Origin of the sequence: Carboxylicivirga linearis (assembly GCF_018271995.1) — a bacterium.
Classification (GTDB): Bacteria; Bacteroidota; Bacteroidia; order Bacteroidales; family Marinilabiliaceae; genus Carboxylicivirga; species Carboxylicivirga linearis.
Map to the genome: position 1 here is coordinate 114128 of NZ_JAGUCO010000001.1, position 18706 is coordinate 132833.

The following is an 18706-nucleotide window of genomic DNA, read 5'->3' on the forward strand; positions in this document are numbered from 1 at the left end:
ATATAATTATATGGCTTTCCCGGAAACCCGTTTAAGACGATTAAGATATAACAAAGTATTGCGAAATATGGTAACCGAAACTCATTTAAGAGTAGAAGATTTGGTATATCCATTGTTTGTTTGTCCAGGAAAAGGGGTGAAAAATCCTATTAGTTCTATGCCTGGTAACTATCAGATGTCGGTTGATATGTTGGTTGAAGAATGTAAACTAGCTGTTTCAAAAGGTGTAAAAAGTATTCTGTTATTCGGAATTCCGGAACATAAAGACGAACATGGTCATGTTGCCTGTCAGGCAGATGGTATTGTTCAACAAGCCATTCGTGCCATCAAAGCTGAGATTGATGATATTTTGATTGTTGCTGATGTTTGTAATTGTGAGTACACCACTCATGGACATTGCGGAACCATTATTGACGGAGATGTGGATAATGACTCAACTTTGCAGACTTTAGCTGATCAGTCTGTTTCTCTGGCACAGGCTGGTGCCGATGTTATTGCACCAAGTGATATGATGGATGGACGTATTGGTAGAATTAGAAAGGCGTTGGATGATAATGGATTTGAAAAAACTCCTATTATGTCCTATGCTGCTAAATATGCTTCTGGATTCTATGGGCCATTCCGTGAGGCTGCGGAGAGTGCACCTCAGTTTGGTGACAGAAGTACCTACCAGATGAATCCTGCCAATAGTGATGAAGCTATGCGCGAGGTAGCTGAAGATATCAACGAAGGTGCAGATATTGTGATGGTTAAACCAGCTTTGAGTTATCTGGATATCATTTATCGTGTTAAAAATGAATTTGAAATGCCAACAGCTGCTTATAATGTAAGTGGTGAATTTAGTATGGTAAAAGCTGCCGGTAGTAAAGACTGGATTGATGAAAACCGTGTGATGATGGAAGTATTACTGTCAATTAAACGAGCTGGTGCTGACATCATAATTACCTATCATGCATTGGATGCAGCTGATATCCTTAATAGCTATTAGCTGTCAGTAATTTGCTGCTAGCTTATGTTTCAACAAACTACAAGTTATCATTTTGAAACTTGTGTTTTTATTCTTGATACTAATATGAATAACAATAATAGCAAACAAGCCTTTCAGGAAGCTCAAAAAGCAATTCCCGGAGGTGTTAATTCTCCGGTTCGTGCCTTCAAAAGTGTTGGTATCGATCCTATTTTTATAAAAAAAGCCAAAGGAACTACGGTTTGGGACATAGATGATAATGAATATACCGACTTTGTTGCGTCATGGGGTCCGTTGATTTTAGGTCATGCTCATGATGATGTGGTAAAAGCAGTAACCGATGCAGCGTCTTTAGGAACCAGTTACGGTGCACCAACCCTTATTGAAACCGAGATGGCAGAGCAGATCGTTAAGATGATGCCATCAATTGAGAAGGTTCGTATGGTAAATTCGGGTACCGAGGCCACCATGAGCGCCATCCGCTTGGCTCGTGGGTATACAAATCGTGAGTTGATTATTAAGTTTGCTGGTTGTTATCATGGTCATGGCGATAGCTTTTTGATTAAAGCAGGATCTGGAGCCATTACACTTGGATTGCCTGATAGTCCGGGAGTGACCAAAAGTACAGCTAAGGATACGCTAACAGCTGATTATAACAATCTGGACTCGGTTCAGGAGTTGTTCGATCAGCATAAAGATGAAATTGCGGCTGTTATTGTTGAGCCTGTGGCTGGTAATATGGGTGTTGTACCACCTGCAGATGGATTCCTAGAAGGGCTGCGTAAAATGACAAAAGATAATGGGGCTCTTTTAATCTTTGATGAGGTAATTACCGGGTTTCGCCTTGCAAAAGGAGGTGCTCAGGAATATTATAACGTAATGCCTGACTTAACAACACTTGGTAAGATTATTGGAGGAGGTCTGCCTGTTGGAGCATACGGAGGAAGTGCAGAAATAATGGACATGCTGGCTCCTATCGGACCGGTTTATCAAGCCGGAACTTTATCTGGTAACCCTTTAGCGATGGCTGCCGGATTAACAGCTTTGAAAAAGCTGGATGAAACACCTAATGCTTACGAAGAGCTGGAGAAAAAAGCACAGTTTGTTGAAGAAGGTTTAAAATTGAACGCTCAGGAATTAGGTTTGAATGTTGTTTTGAATCGTGTAGGTTCTATGATGACAGCTTTCTTCACTGATTCAGAACAAGTAGCATCATTTGACGAGGCAATGAGTTCTGATACATCTAAATATGCAGACTATTTTAAAGGGATGGTTGAGAATGGTTTATATATTGCACCTTCGCAGTTTGAGTGCCTGTTTATTTCAATGGCTCACACCGAAAAGGATTTGGAGAAGTTAATTAAAGGGAACCGTAAAGCGTTGGAAGCGATAAAATAGTATCAAGACAGAAGATTCAAGACCAAAGTTCATGCTTGGTTAAGAATCTTGATACTTGATACTTAAATCTTGATACTAAACAAATGACAAACATATTTCTAGATACAATACAAGGTAAAAACACCGAACGACCGCCGGTTTGGTTTATGCGTCAGGCTGGGCGAGTGTTACCGAATTACAGGGCTTTAAAGGAGAATTACACATTCTCAGAGCTGATGGAGGATCCGGAATTGGCTGCTAAAGTTACTTTAATGCCTATTTATGATTTAGGCGTGGATGCTGCCATTCTGTTTTCAGATATTTTAGTGGTACCTGAAGCTTTAGGAATGTCGTTGAAATTTACTGATGCCGGACCTGTTTTTGGTGCACCTTTACATACCTATGATGATCCAGTCAAACAGCTGAATAAAGACATGACCAAGTTAGATCATGTTTACGCAGCCATTGATAAGATTATTGAAACGAGGCCGGAAGGTAAACCACTAATTGGTTTTTGTGGCGGGTTGTTGACCACTTTCTGTTTTATGTTTCGCGATAATGTGCGTGATATAACATTTAAGAATGCTACGGAATTTCTTTATAAGGATAGAAAAACCAGTCAGAAGATTATTGATGCACTAACCGAAGTATCAGTTGAATATGCGGTAAAGCAAGCCGAGCATGGTGTAGAAGCATTCCAGCTTTTTGAGACTTATGGTGGTTTATTGCCTGAAGAAATGTATTTGGAAATGATCCTACCTGCTTCCCAAAAAATACTACAAGCGGTACGAGATAAAGGTATTCCAACCATTTATTTCCCTAAAGATCTGGGACACGGAATTAGTGCGGTTACCAAAGATGTTTCTGATTTTGTGGGTATCGATTGGCGAATGTCGTTGAAGTATGCACGTTCCATTGTTGATCCGGAAGTAGGATTACAAGGTAACCTTGATCCGCGAATTTTGTATGCGAGTCAGGCAGAGATTGAAGCCGAGTTAAATAAGACGTATTTACCGTTTGGTAGAGATAACCAAAAATGGATTTTTAATCTTGGCCATGGTATTTTACCTGACTTGCCTGTTGAAAATGTTCAATTTGTCATCGACTGGGTTAAATCAGTAGATTGGCAACGATAGCAATTATTAATGATAAATGGTTGATTGTGAATGAGACCATTAATCATTAACATTAATCATTAGAAAAATGTTAACATTCGATAGGAATCTTTTGGATAAATATAATGTAGCAGGACCACGATACACCAGTTATCCGCCCGCTACATTCTTTCACAATGAGTATGGAAACGAGGATTATAAGGAGAGTGTGATTGTATCAAATCAAGAGAAACCTGAGAATGTTTCGGTTTATATTCACATTCCGTTTTGCCCTCAACTGTGTACGTTCTGTGGTTGTACAACTTACACCGGAATGGGCAGGAATGTAATCGAGAGTTATATAGATACTCTGATTAAGGAAATTGATTTGGTTTCGAAGGACGTTTCCAATGATCGAAAATTAACACAGGTTCATTGGGGTGGCGGTACACCTAATGCTATTTCAGCTAAGCTGATAAGAAAAGTAACAGATGCTATTAAACGCAATTTTACATTTGCTGAAAGCTATGAGATGGCCATGGAATGTAGTCCGGCATATCTTGATTATAAGATGGTTGATGAGCTTAAAGATATGGGATTTAACCGTATTAGTTTAGGAGTTCAGGATTTTAAGCAGGAAGTTTTAGCTGCCATCAACCGAAAGGAACCACGTGTTCCGGTAAAGGAGATGATTGCCTATTTAAGAAAAGCTGGATTTTCAGGTATCAATCTTGATTTAGTATATGGTCTTCCTTTTCAAACTCGTGAGAGCTTTAATGAGACCGTAGCTCAGGCTTTAGAAGCTAACCCTGATCGATTGGTTACGTTTTCCTATGCTCATGTTCCATCAGTGATGACTCGTCAGAAAGAGTTAGAACAATATGGTTTGCCAGGAGCCGATGAGAAAATAGCTATGTTGGAAGATGCCTATAATATGGCTGTTGATAAAGGGTATGTACCTATTGGAATGGATCATTTTGCCAAGCCTAACGATGAGTTTGCTGTGGCATTAAAGGAAAAGAAACTCCATCGTAATTTTCAGGGGTATTGTACGCGTGAAACAACAGGGCAGGTTTATGGATTTGGTACTTCAAGTATTAGTCAGCTGTTTACTGCCTACAGCCAGAATGAGAAAACCATCAAAGAATACATGGAACGTGTTGAGAAGGATGGACGTGCAGTAGTCAGAGGCTATAAGTTGAATCAGAATGAGCAGATAGTTCGTCAGATTATTAACGAAGTAATGTGTAATTACTTTGTAGATTTTAAGCAGGTAGCTACAGAATTTAATGTATCAGTTAGTGAGGTTTATAAAGCAGTTGATTTTCAATTGGAGAAGATTCAGTCATTTATTAATGATGACTTACTGGAACTGAATAATGATGAACTCACTGTTAAAGGACAAGGACGTTTTGTGATACGAAATATCGCCATGGCATTTGATCCCGCTTTGAAGAGTGGTAAAGGGCAGTATTCAAAGACCGTCTAAAGGTTTATAACACTTGACTAAAAAGTGTAACTGAAAACCGATTTTATGCAATAGAAAAATCATAGTTATCTGTAATCTTGGACTATCCCTTATTGAATTAATAAATCCAAGATGAAAAAAAGATCTATACTTTTATTTTCTTTATTGCTAGGCCTGTATCTGCAGGCATTTGCTCAAACAAGCTATACCTCTAATATTACCAATCCAAGTTTTGAAACCGGCGACGGATCAGGATGGACCTGGACAGGTACAAGTGGTTACGCATGGATTGGTCCGAATAATGATGGTGATGCTACTAAAGACGGCACATACATCAATGGTTTGTGGAATAGTAGTATTGGCGATGCCGAATGTTCACAAGTTATAACAGGTCTTCCGGAAGGAAATTATTTAATAACCGCTTTAGTATCTGTTAGTACCAACAGATTAACCAATCAGCGACTTTTTGTAACCTCCGATGGAACAACCAAATCAATGCTTTACGGTGCCGATAATCACGCAGCCTATTCAACTGGTAATTTAACTATTTTAGGGGGCGACGAAGAATATACCTTTGGTGGGTATGGGGAATCTTCTGCAGAAAATGGTCCTTTTTACGAGTTATCAGTTCTCAAACATGTGGTTGAAGGAAGTTTAACATTGGGAATTCGTGTTAGCGGGAAGTCAACGTCTCAAGGATATGATTTCTCACATACTTCTAAAGAAGATGCCGGATTCTTTAAATTCGATCACTTTACCGTCACAGAAGTGTCAGATGTGGCCACTTTAGATTTTATTTCTCTAAATACCGGATTTCTGGATTCGGCTTTTGATGAAAATACCTTTACTTACACCGCTACATTACCAGAAGGAACTACATCTGTTACGCCAATAGTTAAACCAACTGTAACAGGTGTGTCTATTAGTGGTGATGATGAGGTTCAAATCGCTTCAGGAACAGGATTGTCAACCATTACGGTAACAGCTTTAAATGGAACATCCACCCAAACTTATACTATTGAATACACTGTTAATACCCCTGAAGAAGGAGCTCAGCAAGATAAGTTATACACTAATGAATTTCCATTGGGAGATATCACTTTGCTGGATGGTCCTTTTAAAGAGGCCAGTGAGTTAAATATTCAAACATTACTTCAATACGATGCTGACAGGTTGCTAGCTCCATATCTTAAAGAAGCTGGTTTAACGCCTAAAGCTTCTAGCTATTCAAACTGGATTGGTTTGGATGGTCATATAGGAGGTCATTATTTATCGGCCATGGCCATTAATTACGCAGCAACAGGTAATGTTGATTGTAAAAATTTAATGGATTATATGGTGACAGAATTAAAAGCCTGTCAGGATGCCAATACCTTAAATTTTCCAACATGGGGAGTAGGTTATACAGGTGGAGTTCCATCAAGCAGTAGTGTTTGGTCAACATTTAAAACAGGTAATTTTAGTAACTATAATTCGGCTTGGGTACCGTGGTATAATTTGCATAAAGCCTATGCAGGATTAAGAGATGCCTGGTTATATGGCGGAAATGTGACAGCCAAAGGAGTTTTCCTTTCTTTCTGCGATTGGGCGATCGATATCACTTCAGGATTAAATGATACGCAAATGGAGACCATGCTGAATGTTGAGCATGGAGGAATGAATGAAGTATTGGCTGATGCCTATCAGATGACAGGACAAGTCAAATACCTGACTGCCGCCAAACGATTTTCTCATAAAGTATTATTAAATAGTATGGCTTCGGGTGTTGATAATCTGGATAATATGCATGCCAATACCCAGGTGCCTAAGGCTGTTGGATTCCAAAGAATTGCTGAAGTGTCGAAAGAAAGCAATTATGTAGATGCTGGTGAATTCTTCTGGAAAACGGTTACGGAGAATCGTAGTCTTGCATTGGGAGGAAACAGTCGAAAGGAATATTTCCCTCAGGCTTCAGCTTGTGGCGATTACATAACAGATATTGAGGGGCCCGAATCATGTAACACCAATAACATGCTTAAGCTTACTGAAGATCTCTTCAGAACAAATGTGGACGCTAAGTATGCTGAGTATTATGAGAAAGCATTATACAACCATATATTATCAACCATTCATCCCGAACATGGAGGTTATGTGTATTTTACACCAGCTCGTCCTCGTCACTATAGAGTATACTCTGCTCCTAATGAAGCTATGTGGTGCTGTGTGGGAACGGGAATGGAAAATCATGGTAAATATGGAGAGTTTATTTACACACATGTTGATGATTCGTTATATGTGAATCTATTTATTGCCTCAGAATTAAACTGGAGAGCTAAAGGGGTTACTGTTCGTCAGGAGACTGATTTCCCGAATGAAGAGAAATCCAGATTATATTTTACTGCTGAAGCATCGACTGATCTTAATCTTATGATCAGGTATCCACATTGGGTGGCAGAAGGAGATTTAAAAGTGGTTGTTAATACAGATACTATTACTGTAACTGCTCAACCTCAATCTTACGTTTCGATTGACAGAACCTGGAGTAATAATGATTCAGTACATGTGCTGTTGCCAATGCAAAATACAATTGAAGAATTGCCAAATGTTTCAGAGTATGTTGCCGTTATGCATGGGCCTATATTATTGGGTGCAAAAACAGGAACAGAAGATTTAGCCGGTTTAGTAGCTGATAATAGTCGCTGGGGTCACATAGCAAATGGCAGTCTGCTACCGCTCGATCAGGCTCCTGTAATAGTAAGTTCTCGTGAGGATTTAACATCTAAAATTGTGCCTATTGAAGGTGAAACGATGAAGTTTACAGCCAGTGATTTATTCCCCAAAGAGGAAAATAAAGATCTGATTCTTGAGCCATTTTATAATATTCATGATTCGCGTTATATGATGTATTGGTTAACCTTAACGGAAGATCAATATCAGGATGTTTTAGATAGTTTAGCTGCTGCAGAACAAGAAGCACTTGAATTGCAGGCCAGAACGATAGATGAAGTGGCTACCGGAGAACAGCAACCAGAAGTAGATCATAATATGCAAACACAAAATTCGTATACAGGTAATTATCAAAACGAATTCTGGAGAGATGCCAGAGACGGTGGATTTATTAGTTATGATCTTTCAACAGCAGGAAAATCCGATCTATCATTAATGGTACGATATTGGGGTAATGAAAGTGGAAGTAGAAGTTTTAATATTTATATTGATGATGAGCTTTTGATAACTGAGAATGTAGTTGGTAAATGGAATGTGAATGAATTTGTCAATCAGGAATATGACATACCCAATTCCATGACTTCAGGTAAAGAAACAATAACTGTTAAGTTTCAGGCTATCAATTCAAGTAATGTAGTAGGAGGATTGTTTTATGTAAGACTTCTTGAGCCGTTGAATTCAACAGGAGTTGATAAAAAGTATTCAAAAGAAACTTATCAGGTAGCAGCAAAAAACAAAACGATTACTGTTTCCGGACTTGATCAACCAAGCACCATTAAGGTTTATGATATAAACGGACGTAACTTATCTAGTATCCATACGGATGATGCTTCAGTGGATATTCCTTGTAATCAAACCGGACTAAAGCTGGTTCAGGTTATTGTTGATTCGATACCCTATATTTATAAAGTGATAATTTACAATTAAGGTAATATAAAAATGTGCCGGTTAGTCAGTAACGATAACCGGCACATTAAATAATTTTATAGTAAAAGTTAGATTACCTATTCTTAGCAATTAATGCGGCAACAACAGCAGCTCTTAATCCACCATCGATATTTACCACCGTTAGGTTGGGAGCACAACTGGCCAACATACTGGTTAGCGCAGCTTCTTTTGCTCTGAATCCATAACCTACAGATGTGGGAACACCAATTACAGGAAGAGCTACCAACGATGAAACAAATGGAGCTAGGGCACCTTCCATTCCGGCAACAACAATAACAGCTGCTACATCTTGTTCAACTCCTGCTTTAATGGCTTCTAAAACTCTAGTGGGGTGAGCAATGCCTCTGTCTTCAAACACCATGGGTTCAACACCAACAGCTCGTAAAACCACTTCACATTCATATGTAACCGGATGATCGGCCGAACCTGCACTAATCACCAAAACTTTTCCTTTGGGTTGTGGCATTTCACCAATAACTGTAGCATTTACCGACCACAAAACAGGAAAATTATCTTTAAAGTGTTCATTTAACTCTTTGTAGAATGGGCTACGTGAAACAACCACACGTGGATGCTTATCAAGTAGCTTGGTGGTTAATTCCAGTGTTTGTTCCAATGTTTTATATTCGCCATAAATAATCTCCGGGATGTTGGTTCTCATTCCCCTATTTACATCCAGAATATATCGGCTGGCCGTTTCCATCCATTCTAACGAAAAATGTTTATGAGCTTCATCTTTTGATATTTCGCCTTGTTGTATTTTATCAAATAATTCGTCGAAAGTCATTCTTAATTCAGTCTTTAATGAGATGGAATGTGTATCCCTTGCTGTGTTTGGACCTTATTAATTTTATTGTCATACTCATTAGGTCGCGATCTTTTCATGTCAATTGTAACAAATAACGCAGCAGTGTTACCCATTTCATATATTGTATCTCTAAATGCAGAGTCGGTTAAGGCACTGTAGCTTTCAGCTTTTGAGAATTCTATACGTATATGATCATCATCATCAAAACGACAACGAACATTAAAATCGTTGGTCTGCTCAATTACAAAATTCTCGATTTGCTTTATGGCCTCTATTCGTTCGGGATATAAAAAGTGGGTATAGTTAATGCGTGTTGCTAAACAACTTTCCAAATCCGCTAATAACGGATCTGCACCAAAGCTAATAGCGATATCCTTTGCTTCAGATGAAGTTATCCCTAATTCAGCTAAAGGTGATTTTACATTGTATTCTTCTAATGCAATTTTGCCTGGCCTGTAATTTTCAAGATCGCTGGCTGTTGTACCATCAAAAATGGCAATAGCATCTTTAGGTACTCGCTCTAAAATGCTTCTTTTACAGAAATAACAACGTTTAACCGGATTTTCAATAACCGTTTCACTAGGTTTTAGCTTTACAATTATTAGCTCAGGTGCTCCAAGGTTTCTTGCCTGTATTTTCATGTCGTCACTTGAAGCCCGGTTAAATCCGTTATCTACCCAAATAGGAATAACAGAAGACTTTGCCTTTATAGCAGCGCCCATTACAGCACTACTATCAAACCCTCCGGAAAACAATAAATAGCCTTGGCTATTATGTTTAAACCATTGGATAAGCTGATCTGCTTTAGTCATTTTAATAGCTTTTAGTTAGATGAATAGGGATGCCTGGGTTAAGCAATAGCAAGATAGAAAGAAAAATTAAGATTGCCGAATTCATAATTTCCAGAGAATTAATAGAAGACATAGCTACAGTAATTAATGGGAGAATGTGTATTGAGTGCTGTTTGGAGTAGAAATTTAACGAAGGTAGAAGTATCTAATGTGCAGGATCCGTTATATTGTTTATCGAAAACATAATAAAAATACGGATACTAAACAACTACCTTTAGCTCAGAAAATCTACTAATTATAAATTAACTAACTAAACCAAATAAAATAGTAATGTGCTTTAATACCTCTGATAATAGTTCATAGATGATGTTTACCCCCCTACTGAATGTTCATTTGTGAGTAACTCAAATATTTACCTTCTGGTTACTCATTTATTTAACCCTTAATAAATCCGTTTACACTTTAATAGGGCAAGTTAACTAAATAAAAAAATTAAGAATTATGAAAAAAATCTTATTATCAATGCTCGTAATAGGAGCAGTGAATTTAACGAGCTGTAAAAATGAAGATATAGCACCGGAGAATGATGATTATAAATATGAAGAAGCACGCTTAAAAACATGGGAAACTGTATTGCAAGGGACTTTCTCGGATAAAACTACGTTTGAGGAGAATTGGAATTACTATTACCCGTGGGGCCGTGATCATAATGGTTCTGCCAGAATGTATGGTTATCCTGATCATGTATATATGGAGAATGGAACATTAACTATTACTGCCAATCGAATATCGTGGGATGAAGGTAATAGCTCAGCCGACCCATATCTAGCCATTAAATATCATTCAGGTGCGATACATGCAAAGCATCAAATTTTAATTAATGATCAATATCCGAACTATGAGGTAAAAGGTGAATTTCAGGTTCCAACAGCAACTGGTACATGGCCTGCATTTTGGTTGTCAGGAGCATGGACATGGCCTCCAGAAAGTGATATTATGGAGTTTAAAGGGAATAGTGTTAATTGGCAGAACACTTTTAGGGCCTGGAATGACGTTTCAACGATAACGACTTCAGTATATAGTCCCGGGTCATGGCATGAATATCGAGTTTGGATCACAAAAGCGAATGATTCAGATGTAAATATCCATTACTATATTGATGGTAGTTGGAAAGGAATGCATACAGGTAATTTTGTAGGAAAGCCTATGTGGTTGATTATAAATATGCAAATGGAAGGATCATCTGGTTCTCCGGGTCCATCAGGTAGCACAACTATGAAAGCTCGTAATATTTATGTAGGAAGATCAGTAGCAAATTAACATTAACCCCATTTACTTGCCCTTAATATAAAAGGCTGTCCAAATTATTTCTGGACAGCCTTCTTTTTTATTCTTCCTGATCATTTCTAACCAAGTCAATAGGCTTGGCTTTAAAAAGTCGATTGCGGGCTCGTACGGCCAGATTATACATAACCGGAGCCATTACTAAGGTTAATATCGTTGAGGTTGATAAGCCAAAAATAACCGTCCATGCCATAGGTGACCAGAAGTCGGCATTATCACCACCGAAGTAGATATTTGGATCCAAATTCTCAAATAAGCTGAAGAAGTCGAAGTTCAGCCCTATTGCCATAGGTATCAAACCCAGCACCGTTGTAATGGCTGTAAGTAATACGGGGCGAAGACGTGTTTTACCTGCACGTACAATACTGTCAATTTCCTCTTCTCGCGACAAACGGCCATGCTCGCTCATACCTAATTCATCTTTTTTCTGTTTGCGAATCAGATCAATATAGTCGATTAATACAATGCCATTGTTTACCACTATACCTGCCAACGAAACGATTCCAAGTCCTGTCATTAGAATGATAAAATCCATTCGGAAAGTACCTAAGCCCATAAACACACCAATGGTACTCAATCCTACAGTACCTATGATAATTAGTGGTTTAGCTCCTGAGTTAAACTGAGTAATCAAAATCATGGCAATTAAGGCTAATGCAAACAGTAAGGCACCCACTAAAAAGTCAGCTGTTTCCTTTTGATTCTCCTGTTCACCAGTCATCTTCCAGGTGTAATTGCTAGGCATCACGTAATCATCGAGTAAAACACGAATACGTGCATTTATTTCGTTGGCATTGTATCCTTCAATCACGTTTGAACTTAAGGTGATAGCACGTGTGTTGTCAACCCTGATAATCTTTTCGTAGGTTGAAGCATATTCGTAGGTTGCGACTGCCGATATTGGTATCAAATGATTAATTCCATTCTTTTCCACTTTAATTTTCTGATTCATCAAGGTAGAAACATCATATCGATATTTATCCTGCATGCGAAGCATGATGTCAAACTCATCTTCACCATCTTTAAATTTACCAATTTCTTTGCCATACAACGAGGTTCGTAAAGACATGGCAACAGTCTGAGTAGATAATCCCATTCGACGTACCTTATCTCGATCGATAAAAAGTTGCATCTCGGGTTTATTGGTATTTAAATCCATTTCCAGGTTTTCGATACCTGATATATGGTCTTCATCAATCACCCTTTTAATATCTGCGACTAAATCAATAAGTCGCTCGTAATTATCACCTGCAATTTCAATATTGACAGGCTTACCAACCGGTGGCCCGTTTTCTTCTTTTTCGATAAATATCTTAGCTCCTACAAAGCCGGTATACGCATCTGAAAGTTTAGACATGATATCGCGGGTACTATAACCTTGTCGATACTGGTAGTCGAGGAATGTTATGGTGGTTAATGATTTGTTGGGCGATCGACCTGAGTCAAATAAGCCTCCTTTACCCGTTCCAACACTCACACCAATTGATTTAACAATATCCATATAAGGTTCCAATGTTCCATAAAGAATATTCTCGGCATTCACCGTTACTTCATCCGTTACGGCAATATCAGTGCCCAAAGGAAGCTCCATAGTTACATAAATGGTACGAGGTTCATTCTGCGGGAAAAACTCCACGTTAGTTGGAATAACTCGATAGAACACAACAGAAAACAGAAATAGAGCTATCGATCCTCCAAATAACCACTTACTGGTCTTGCGCCCTAAAGCCTTTCGTAATGTATTTTCGTACTGATCTTCCAGAAACGGTAAGAAAGTATGCTGGAACCAAATGGCAGACGGCTTAAGGATGTATTTATTGGAAGCCGTAATAAGCAATGGTAATATCAGTATGTTACCCCAAAGTATACTGCCCGATATATAAGCGATTAACCCAATAAATGCGATGGCACCAGTTACATAAAAATACTTTCTGAAACTTTTCTTTTCTTTCACATCTTCCAGCTTCATAAAATTAGAAGCATAGGCTGGATTAATTACCAATGCAACAAAAAGAGATGAGGTAAGTACGATAATGAGTGTAATTGGCAGGTAACTCATGAATTTACCCACAATGCCTGGCCAGAAAATCAATGGAAAGAAAGCTGCCAAAGTAGTTGCTGTGGATGAGATAATTGGAATGGCAATTTCGCTGGTTCCGTTTTTAACGGCTTTAGAGGGTTTAACTCCATGTTCCATCATCCTGTATACATTCTCAATAACCACAATGGCGTTATCCACCAGCATACCCAATGCCAATACTAATGAGAAAAGTACCATTGTATTGATGGTATATCCAATCTGTTTTAAAATCATCATTGAGATGATCATTGACATAGGTATGGCTAAACCAGAGAATATGGCATTTCGCAAACCAAGAAACATGTAAAGTACTATCATCACAAAAATCATCCCCAACAGAATACTGTTTTCAAGGTTGGTAATCTGATCTCGTACAAACACCGATTGGTCATCAGTAATGGTAATAGCTAAATCCTTTGGTAATGTTTCACTTTCTTGTTTTTGTTTGATGATACCCAATATTTTATCAGTTGCATCCAAGAGGTTTTCACCACTCTTTTTGATAATAGAAAGAGTTACCACCGATTTGTGATTCAATCGAGAGATGGAGCTTTGCTCTTCAAATCCATCAATTACCTCAGCAACGTCTTTGATGTAAATAGCTTTACCGTTTATTTCTTTTACTATGGTATTGCGGATTTCATCCATATTGGTGTAGTCGGCCTGAACGCGAATGGAGCGTCGTGTACCATCGACTTTTACCTCACCGGCGCCAACCGTAAAGTTTTCGGTCTGCACAGCCAGTTCAATGTCCATAAAGCTTAGGTTGTAAGCATTCATTCGGTGTGGATCGACATGTATTTTTATCTCTCGCTCATCAACTCCCCGAATATCTGCTTCACGCACTTCGCGCAGGGTCTCAAACTCGTCCTGTAAGTCTTCGGCAAACTTCTTCAGTTCGTAAATTGAATAATCACCAGATAGATTGATATTTAAAACCGGAAACTCCGAGAAATCAATGTCATCCACAATGGGTTCGTCCATTAAATCATCGGGCAGTTCGCTTAATGCTTTGTCAACTTTATCTTTAACATCCAGTTTGGCCTGATCAACCGGTACATCCGTTTCAAACTCCACAATTATCAAACTCATATCCTGAAATGAGTTGGATGACATACGTTTTACTCCATCCAAATCTTTCAGTTCTTTTTCAATAGGTCGAGTTATCAGGTTTTCAATATCCAAAGGGCTATTTCCCGGATGAGGAGTGCTAACTGATATATATGGAATTACAATCTCAGGGAACTGCTCGCGCTGCATCGATTGGTAACCCATCCATCCAGCTACAATCAAAAACAGGGTAAGAATGTAGATGGTATTTTTATTGTCGAGGGCCCAAAACGTAGGTTTAAACTTCCGCGTCGAGACTTTCTCTTTGGGTCTTTTATCTTCTGTCATTTTTCTTATTTTTCAAGAATGGATAATTAAATTGAAATAACTGATCCATCTACAACCTGCGCGTAGCCTTTGGTTATAAGTAAGTCTCCGGCATTTAATCCTTCGGTCACCAGAGTATTGTTATTATCTTTTATACCCGTTTTGATGTATTGCTTTTGTGCAATGGTTTTTCCGTCTTTTTCGGTAGCAATAAACACAAACTCGCCACTAAAATCTTTTTTTACCAAAATGGAAGGAACCACAATAGAGTTATCAGCTGAGAAGGTTCGAAGTTTTAAAACCGATAACATATTGGGTTTATAATCTGCATTTGGGTTTGACAGGTTTATGCGTAAACGAAATGTTCGGGCATCGGCATCAATCACTGATGATGTACGGTAGATGTTGGCTGATATGGTTTTATCCAGTACCGGAAAATCAATTGTTACTTCATCTCCTGAAGTAATTTTTTGCAGATATATTTCCGACACATCAGCTGTTATATAAACCTGGTCGATGTTAACCAATCGAGCAAATGGTGCTGCCGGATTAGCCATCTCACCCTGGCGCTGAATAATATCATCAACAATACCATTAATAGGAGCCCTTACAACGGCCATATCTAACTGTGCTTGTAATGCCTCTTTGTTTTGCTTTAATGATTCCATGCTCGATTTAGCCTGAAGATATTCCATCTCAGAGCCAATGTTTTGTTCCCAAAGGTTTGCCTGACGCTCGAAAGTGGTTTTAGCCAGTTGAAGATTAATTTCAATTTCATCCAAACTGCGTTCAATCATTTCAGTGTTCAAACGGGCTAATACCTGACCTTTTGTTACTCGTTGACCTTCTTTTACATCAATACTAACAATTTTGCCTGATGACTCCGGGCTAACAATGATGTTTTTATCAGCCTGTACTTGCCCGGTAACATCAACAAAATGTTCGAATAAGGAAGGTGATATAGGAGTAGCCACCACTGAAATAATACCCTCACCTGAACTTTCAGACAGTTCTTTTTCTAGTTTGGCAATCTTCTTCTTTAATTCTGATAACTCATTTTTGTACGTCTTTAGCTCCTCTTCTTTCTCTCTTCTGTCATCATCTGTAGTGGCAGCACATGCTGATAATACTATTACTGACAGTATTAAAGCAAACTTCTTCATTATTTGATTTCTTTTCGGTTTCATATTAAGCAGGGTTATAACTGGTTAATGGCCTTTTGATATTTAATATGTGTATCCAGTAAGTTGAGTGTGGACTGGATAAAACTGATTTGCGACTGGATATATTGACCTTCAATTTGTGATAATTCGGTACTGGATACCAGTCCATTGGTGAATTTTATACGAGTGCGGTCGTATATGCGATAAGCAATTTCCTCTCCTTCTTTATCATTTAAATAGGTAGCCTGTGCATTTTTGAAATTTGATTCAGCAACCATTAATTGTTGCTTTAAACCCTCCTCCATTTGGAGCATTTGATTTTGCAATTTCAGATAATTAATCTCTTCTTGCTGTACCCTTGCGTGTTGCATGCCCGACTTAAATATAGGCATCGCTAAAGTAAGGCCTAACATCTGAGAATTGGTGTTATCTAACGATTTGAAATCATCTCCAAATTCAATATAACTAATATTGTAAAAAGCACTTAGTGTTGGTAGGTATTTCGATTTCTCATTCTTTATCAGTGTTTTTTGTACTACTTCCTGAGTTTCTAAAATAGAGTAATCAATATGAGAACGTACATCAAAATTATCTCCTTGAGTAATAGTGGCCTCAACAGGATTTAGCAGATTATTCAGTTCATCACTTAGCTTAATGGCCTGTTCAATTCTAATACCCATCGAATACTTTAAAACAGCTTTAGCAATTACCAACTGACGTTCAGCATCGAGTACCATATTACGTGAGTTATTAACCATTAAACGTAGTTGGTCAACATCGGTTAATTCACGAAAACCATTTTCATAATAAGCATTTGTTTCTTTCAGGGTTTGCTCATTTACTTCCAGGTTTTTCTTAAAGGTCTCCAGATTTTTTTTAGCAATTAAGGCAACATAATAAGCTTCCGCTACCGCCTGTCGAACATCAATCTCGGTTTTAGTTTTATTCTTTTCACTAATTTCAACATATATCTTACTGGCTTTTACTCCCAGAATATAAGATCCGTCAAAAAGTAACTGGCTTACATTTCCGGTTGCATTCCAGTTATATTTTTGGCCAAACTTTGTTTTGATGCGCATGGGATCTGACCCATCTTCTGGTGTCATGGTAATAACATTCTCCTGAATAGCCAGGTTGTCGGTTAACTGTCCGTCTACACTTATTTGAGGTAACCCAATGGCTATGTATTCCCAAACGGTTTTTTCCGCAACATCAATGTCGTAAGCAGCACTTTTACTGTCAAAAGCATTTTCTGTGGCATAATTAAGTGCTTCCTGCAGTGTAAATTCCAATGAATCGGTTTGGGAGGAGATGCCCAGACTTATCATTATACCTACCATCGCTAAAAGCGTTTTTTTCATAGTTGTGTGTTTAATCATTATTTATTATCGATAAATAAACGTTTCAGTTCATCTAAACCTTTTGGAGTACATACACCCCTGAAATGATATTTATATACCTCTTCATATGTTGTTTTATCAGCCAGTTCGTTTTCGGTAAGTAATTCGGTGGTACCATCGAATAAGAACTGCTGATAAGCTACCAGAATTTTAGCTACTATATGTGAATTGATATCCTTGATATAATACCCTTCTTCTATGCCTTTCTCGAGGTTGTTTAAGTTTGCTTTGTATGATTCTTTAAATTTGTGCTCTTTGAGTTTATTGAGGAGCATTGGATAATATTTTCGTAAGTCATACAACATGGATGGGTTGTAACGAGGAAAACGGTCCATTACATTTTGAGTATGAATTTTGTGTTGCTCAATGGCATTACTGTCTTCATTATAAAACACCGAGAACAACTCCGAAATCAGGTTAATATGGTAATCAACTACACATTCAACCAGATCGTTTTTATCATTTATAAATTGGTAAAGTGTCTTTTTTGACATACCCATTTCACGGGCAATATCATCCATGCTAACACTTTTAATTCCATATTGATGATATAGATCTACAGCTTTAGAGATTATGGTTAGTCTTTTTTCATTCATTTTGCGAATGTACAATATTATGACAAAAGAAACTATAGGTGTGTTGTAAGTTTCCGTCTTTTTATTCAAAATATGAAGTGCTTACATAAGTGTGCTAATTGCTTTTGAAAATGGAGAGTTTCCTTCTGATTAAAAAAGCTTTGTCTATTCGTTGTTTTACGGCACTATAAAATAACATGAGTATGTTGAAGTTGTTCAAATCAAAAAGGTGGAGATGAAGCATTAATGGCAAAAAAAACGGCTGCCCATTATGAGCAGCCGTATTCAAATTGAATAAACTTTTTTATACAGATTGCAGAATATCCCATACAAAAGCTTTAACTCCTACTTCCAGGTTTATTTTGTCGAGCTTTTGGACTGCATCCAGCAGAGGTTCTACCTTTTCATCAGGCACAATGGCCATTATGGCCGAGTTCATTTCAGGCCAGGTATGGGTTCCCATTCGGGGTTCACCATCATTGGTCCCACGGCCTTTAACATCTTCCCACATGGTAAAGCCTCTCACGTCAAGCTTATCGAGCATGTACTCAACCCGCTCAGTGTTGGCTTGATTATATACTATAAATACTGATTTCATCTTTCGTAGT

13 protein-coding genes are annotated in these 18706 nt (G+C 38.1%); 6 read left to right on the forward strand and 7 right to left on the reverse strand.

Translation table 11 applies throughout. The features are described from left to right. Positions 1 to 10: 10 nt before the first annotated feature. The 5 genes from hemB (at position 11) to KEM10_RS00480 (ending at position 8539) form a co-directional block, all read left to right on the forward strand. On the forward strand, positions 11 to 988 hold the full coding sequence (hemB, locus tag KEM10_RS00460) for a porphobilinogen synthase (RefSeq protein ID WP_212212076.1): 978 nt from the start codon (positions 11 to 13) through the stop codon (positions 986 to 988). A gap of 84 nt (positions 989 to 1072) precedes the next feature. After that, on the forward strand, positions 1073 to 2365 hold the full coding sequence (gene hemL / locus KEM10_RS00465; protein WP_212212079.1) for a glutamate-1-semialdehyde 2,1-aminomutase: 1293 nt from the start codon (positions 1073 to 1075) through the stop codon (positions 2363 to 2365). A gap of 83 nt (positions 2366 to 2448) precedes the next feature. Continuing rightward, positions 2449 to 3480: a uroporphyrinogen decarboxylase gene (gene hemE, locus KEM10_RS00470; RefSeq protein WP_212212082.1), complete on the forward strand. Its 1032-nt coding sequence runs from the start codon at positions 2449 to 2451 to the stop codon at positions 3478 to 3480. Positions 3481 to 3547: 67 nt separating this feature from the next. After that, the gene (gene hemN / locus KEM10_RS00475; RefSeq protein WP_212212084.1) at positions 3548 to 4927 is read left to right on the forward strand and encodes an oxygen-independent coproporphyrinogen III oxidase; all 1380 of its coding nucleotides are present in this window, start codon (positions 3548 to 3550) and stop codon (positions 4925 to 4927) included. Positions 4928 to 5038: 111 nt separating this feature from the next. Continuing rightward, entirely contained in the window at positions 5039 to 8539 is a 3501-nt protein-coding gene (locus KEM10_RS00480; protein WP_212212087.1) for a beta-L-arabinofuranosidase domain-containing protein, read from the forward strand. A 73-nt stretch (positions 8540 to 8612) separates the two neighbouring features. Here KEM10_RS00480 and larB read toward each other — a convergent pair whose 3' ends face one another. Continuing rightward, positions 8613 to 9347, reverse strand: coding sequence for a nickel pincer cofactor biosynthesis protein LarB (gene larB, locus KEM10_RS00485; RefSeq protein WP_212212089.1), 735 nt, complete (start codon positions 9345 to 9347; stop codon positions 8613 to 8615). 14 nt (positions 9348 to 9361) lie between these two features. Further along, positions 9362 to 10180: an adenine nucleotide alpha-hydrolase family protein gene (locus KEM10_RS00490; protein ID WP_212212091.1), complete on the reverse strand. Its 819-nt coding sequence runs from the start codon at positions 10178 to 10180 to the stop codon at positions 9362 to 9364. Positions 10181 to 10660: 480 nt separating this feature from the next. Here KEM10_RS00490 and KEM10_RS00495 point away from each other — a divergent pair, with 480 nt between their 5' ends. Next, on the forward strand, positions 10661 to 11479 hold the full coding sequence (locus KEM10_RS00495; RefSeq protein ID WP_212212093.1) for a glycoside hydrolase family 16 protein: 819 nt from the start codon (positions 10661 to 10663) through the stop codon (positions 11477 to 11479). Between the two features lie 67 nt (positions 11480 to 11546). On the opposite strand, the gene KEM10_RS00500 is transcribed toward KEM10_RS00495, so the two are convergent. The 5 genes from KEM10_RS00500 to KEM10_RS00520 form a co-directional block, all read right to left on the reverse strand. Beyond that, the gene (locus KEM10_RS00500; protein WP_212212096.1) at positions 11547 to 14981 is read right to left on the reverse strand and encodes an efflux RND transporter permease subunit; all 3435 of its coding nucleotides are present in this window, start codon (positions 14979 to 14981) and stop codon (positions 11547 to 11549) included. 26 nt (positions 14982 to 15007) lie between these two features. Continuing rightward, on the reverse strand, positions 15008 to 16147 hold the full coding sequence (locus KEM10_RS00505; protein WP_244825441.1) for an efflux RND transporter periplasmic adaptor subunit: 1140 nt from the start codon (positions 16145 to 16147) through the stop codon (positions 15008 to 15010). Between the two features lie 11 nt (positions 16148 to 16158). Then, complete coding sequence (locus tag KEM10_RS00510) at positions 16159 to 17484, reverse strand: TolC family protein (protein ID WP_212212098.1); 1326 nt, start codon at positions 17482 to 17484, stop codon at positions 16159 to 16161. Between the two features lie 17 nt (positions 17485 to 17501). After that, on the reverse strand, positions 17502 to 18119 hold the full coding sequence (locus KEM10_RS00515; protein ID WP_212212101.1) for a TetR/AcrR family transcriptional regulator: 618 nt from the start codon (positions 18117 to 18119) through the stop codon (positions 17502 to 17504). Positions 18120 to 18402: 283 nt separating this feature from the next. Continuing rightward, positions 18403 to 18696, reverse strand: a complete 294-nt coding sequence (locus KEM10_RS00520) for a PG0541 family transporter-associated protein (protein WP_212212103.1) — start codon at positions 18694 to 18696, stop codon at positions 18403 to 18405. Between the last annotated feature and the right edge of the window lie 10 nt (positions 18697 to 18706).

Coding starts and splice junctions, on each gene's coding strand:
- KEM10_RS00480 (WP_212212087.1), top strand. CDS start 5,039: ATGAAAAAAAGATCTATACTTTTATTTTCTTTATTGCTAGGCCTGTAT.
- KEM10_RS00520 (WP_212212103.1), bottom strand. CDS start 18,696: ATGAAATCAGTATTTATAGTATATAATCAAGCCAACACTGAGCGGGTT.
- KEM10_RS00490 (WP_212212091.1), bottom strand. CDS start 10,180: ATGACTAAAGCAGATCAGCTTATCCAATGGTTTAAACATAATAGCCAA.
- hemN (WP_212212084.1), top strand. CDS start 3,548: ATGTTAACATTCGATAGGAATCTTTTGGATAAATATAATGTAGCAGGA.
- KEM10_RS00495 (WP_212212093.1), top strand. CDS start 10,661: ATGAAAAAAATCTTATTATCAATGCTCGTAATAGGAGCAGTGAATTTA.
- KEM10_RS00515 (WP_212212101.1), bottom strand. CDS start 18,119: ATGAATGAAAAAAGACTAACCATAATCTCTAAAGCTGTAGATCTATAT.
- hemE (WP_212212082.1), top strand. CDS start 2,449: ATGACAAACATATTTCTAGATACAATACAAGGTAAAAACACCGAACGA.
- larB (WP_212212089.1), bottom strand. CDS start 9,347: ATGACTTTCGACGAATTATTTGATAAAATACAACAAGGCGAAATATCA.
- hemL (WP_212212079.1), top strand. CDS start 1,073: ATGAATAACAATAATAGCAAACAAGCCTTTCAGGAAGCTCAAAAAGCA.
- hemB (WP_212212076.1), top strand. CDS start 11: ATGGCTTTCCCGGAAACCCGTTTAAGACGATTAAGATATAACAAAGTA.
- KEM10_RS00500 (WP_212212096.1), bottom strand. CDS start 14,981: ATGACAGAAGATAAAAGACCCAAAGAGAAAGTCTCGACGCGGAAGTTT.
- KEM10_RS00510 (WP_212212098.1), bottom strand. CDS start 17,484: ATGAAAAAAACGCTTTTAGCGATGGTAGGTATAATGATAAGTCTGGGC.
- KEM10_RS00505 (WP_244825441.1), bottom strand. CDS start 16,147: ATGAAACCGAAAAGAAATCAAATAATGAAGAAGTTTGCTTTAATACTG.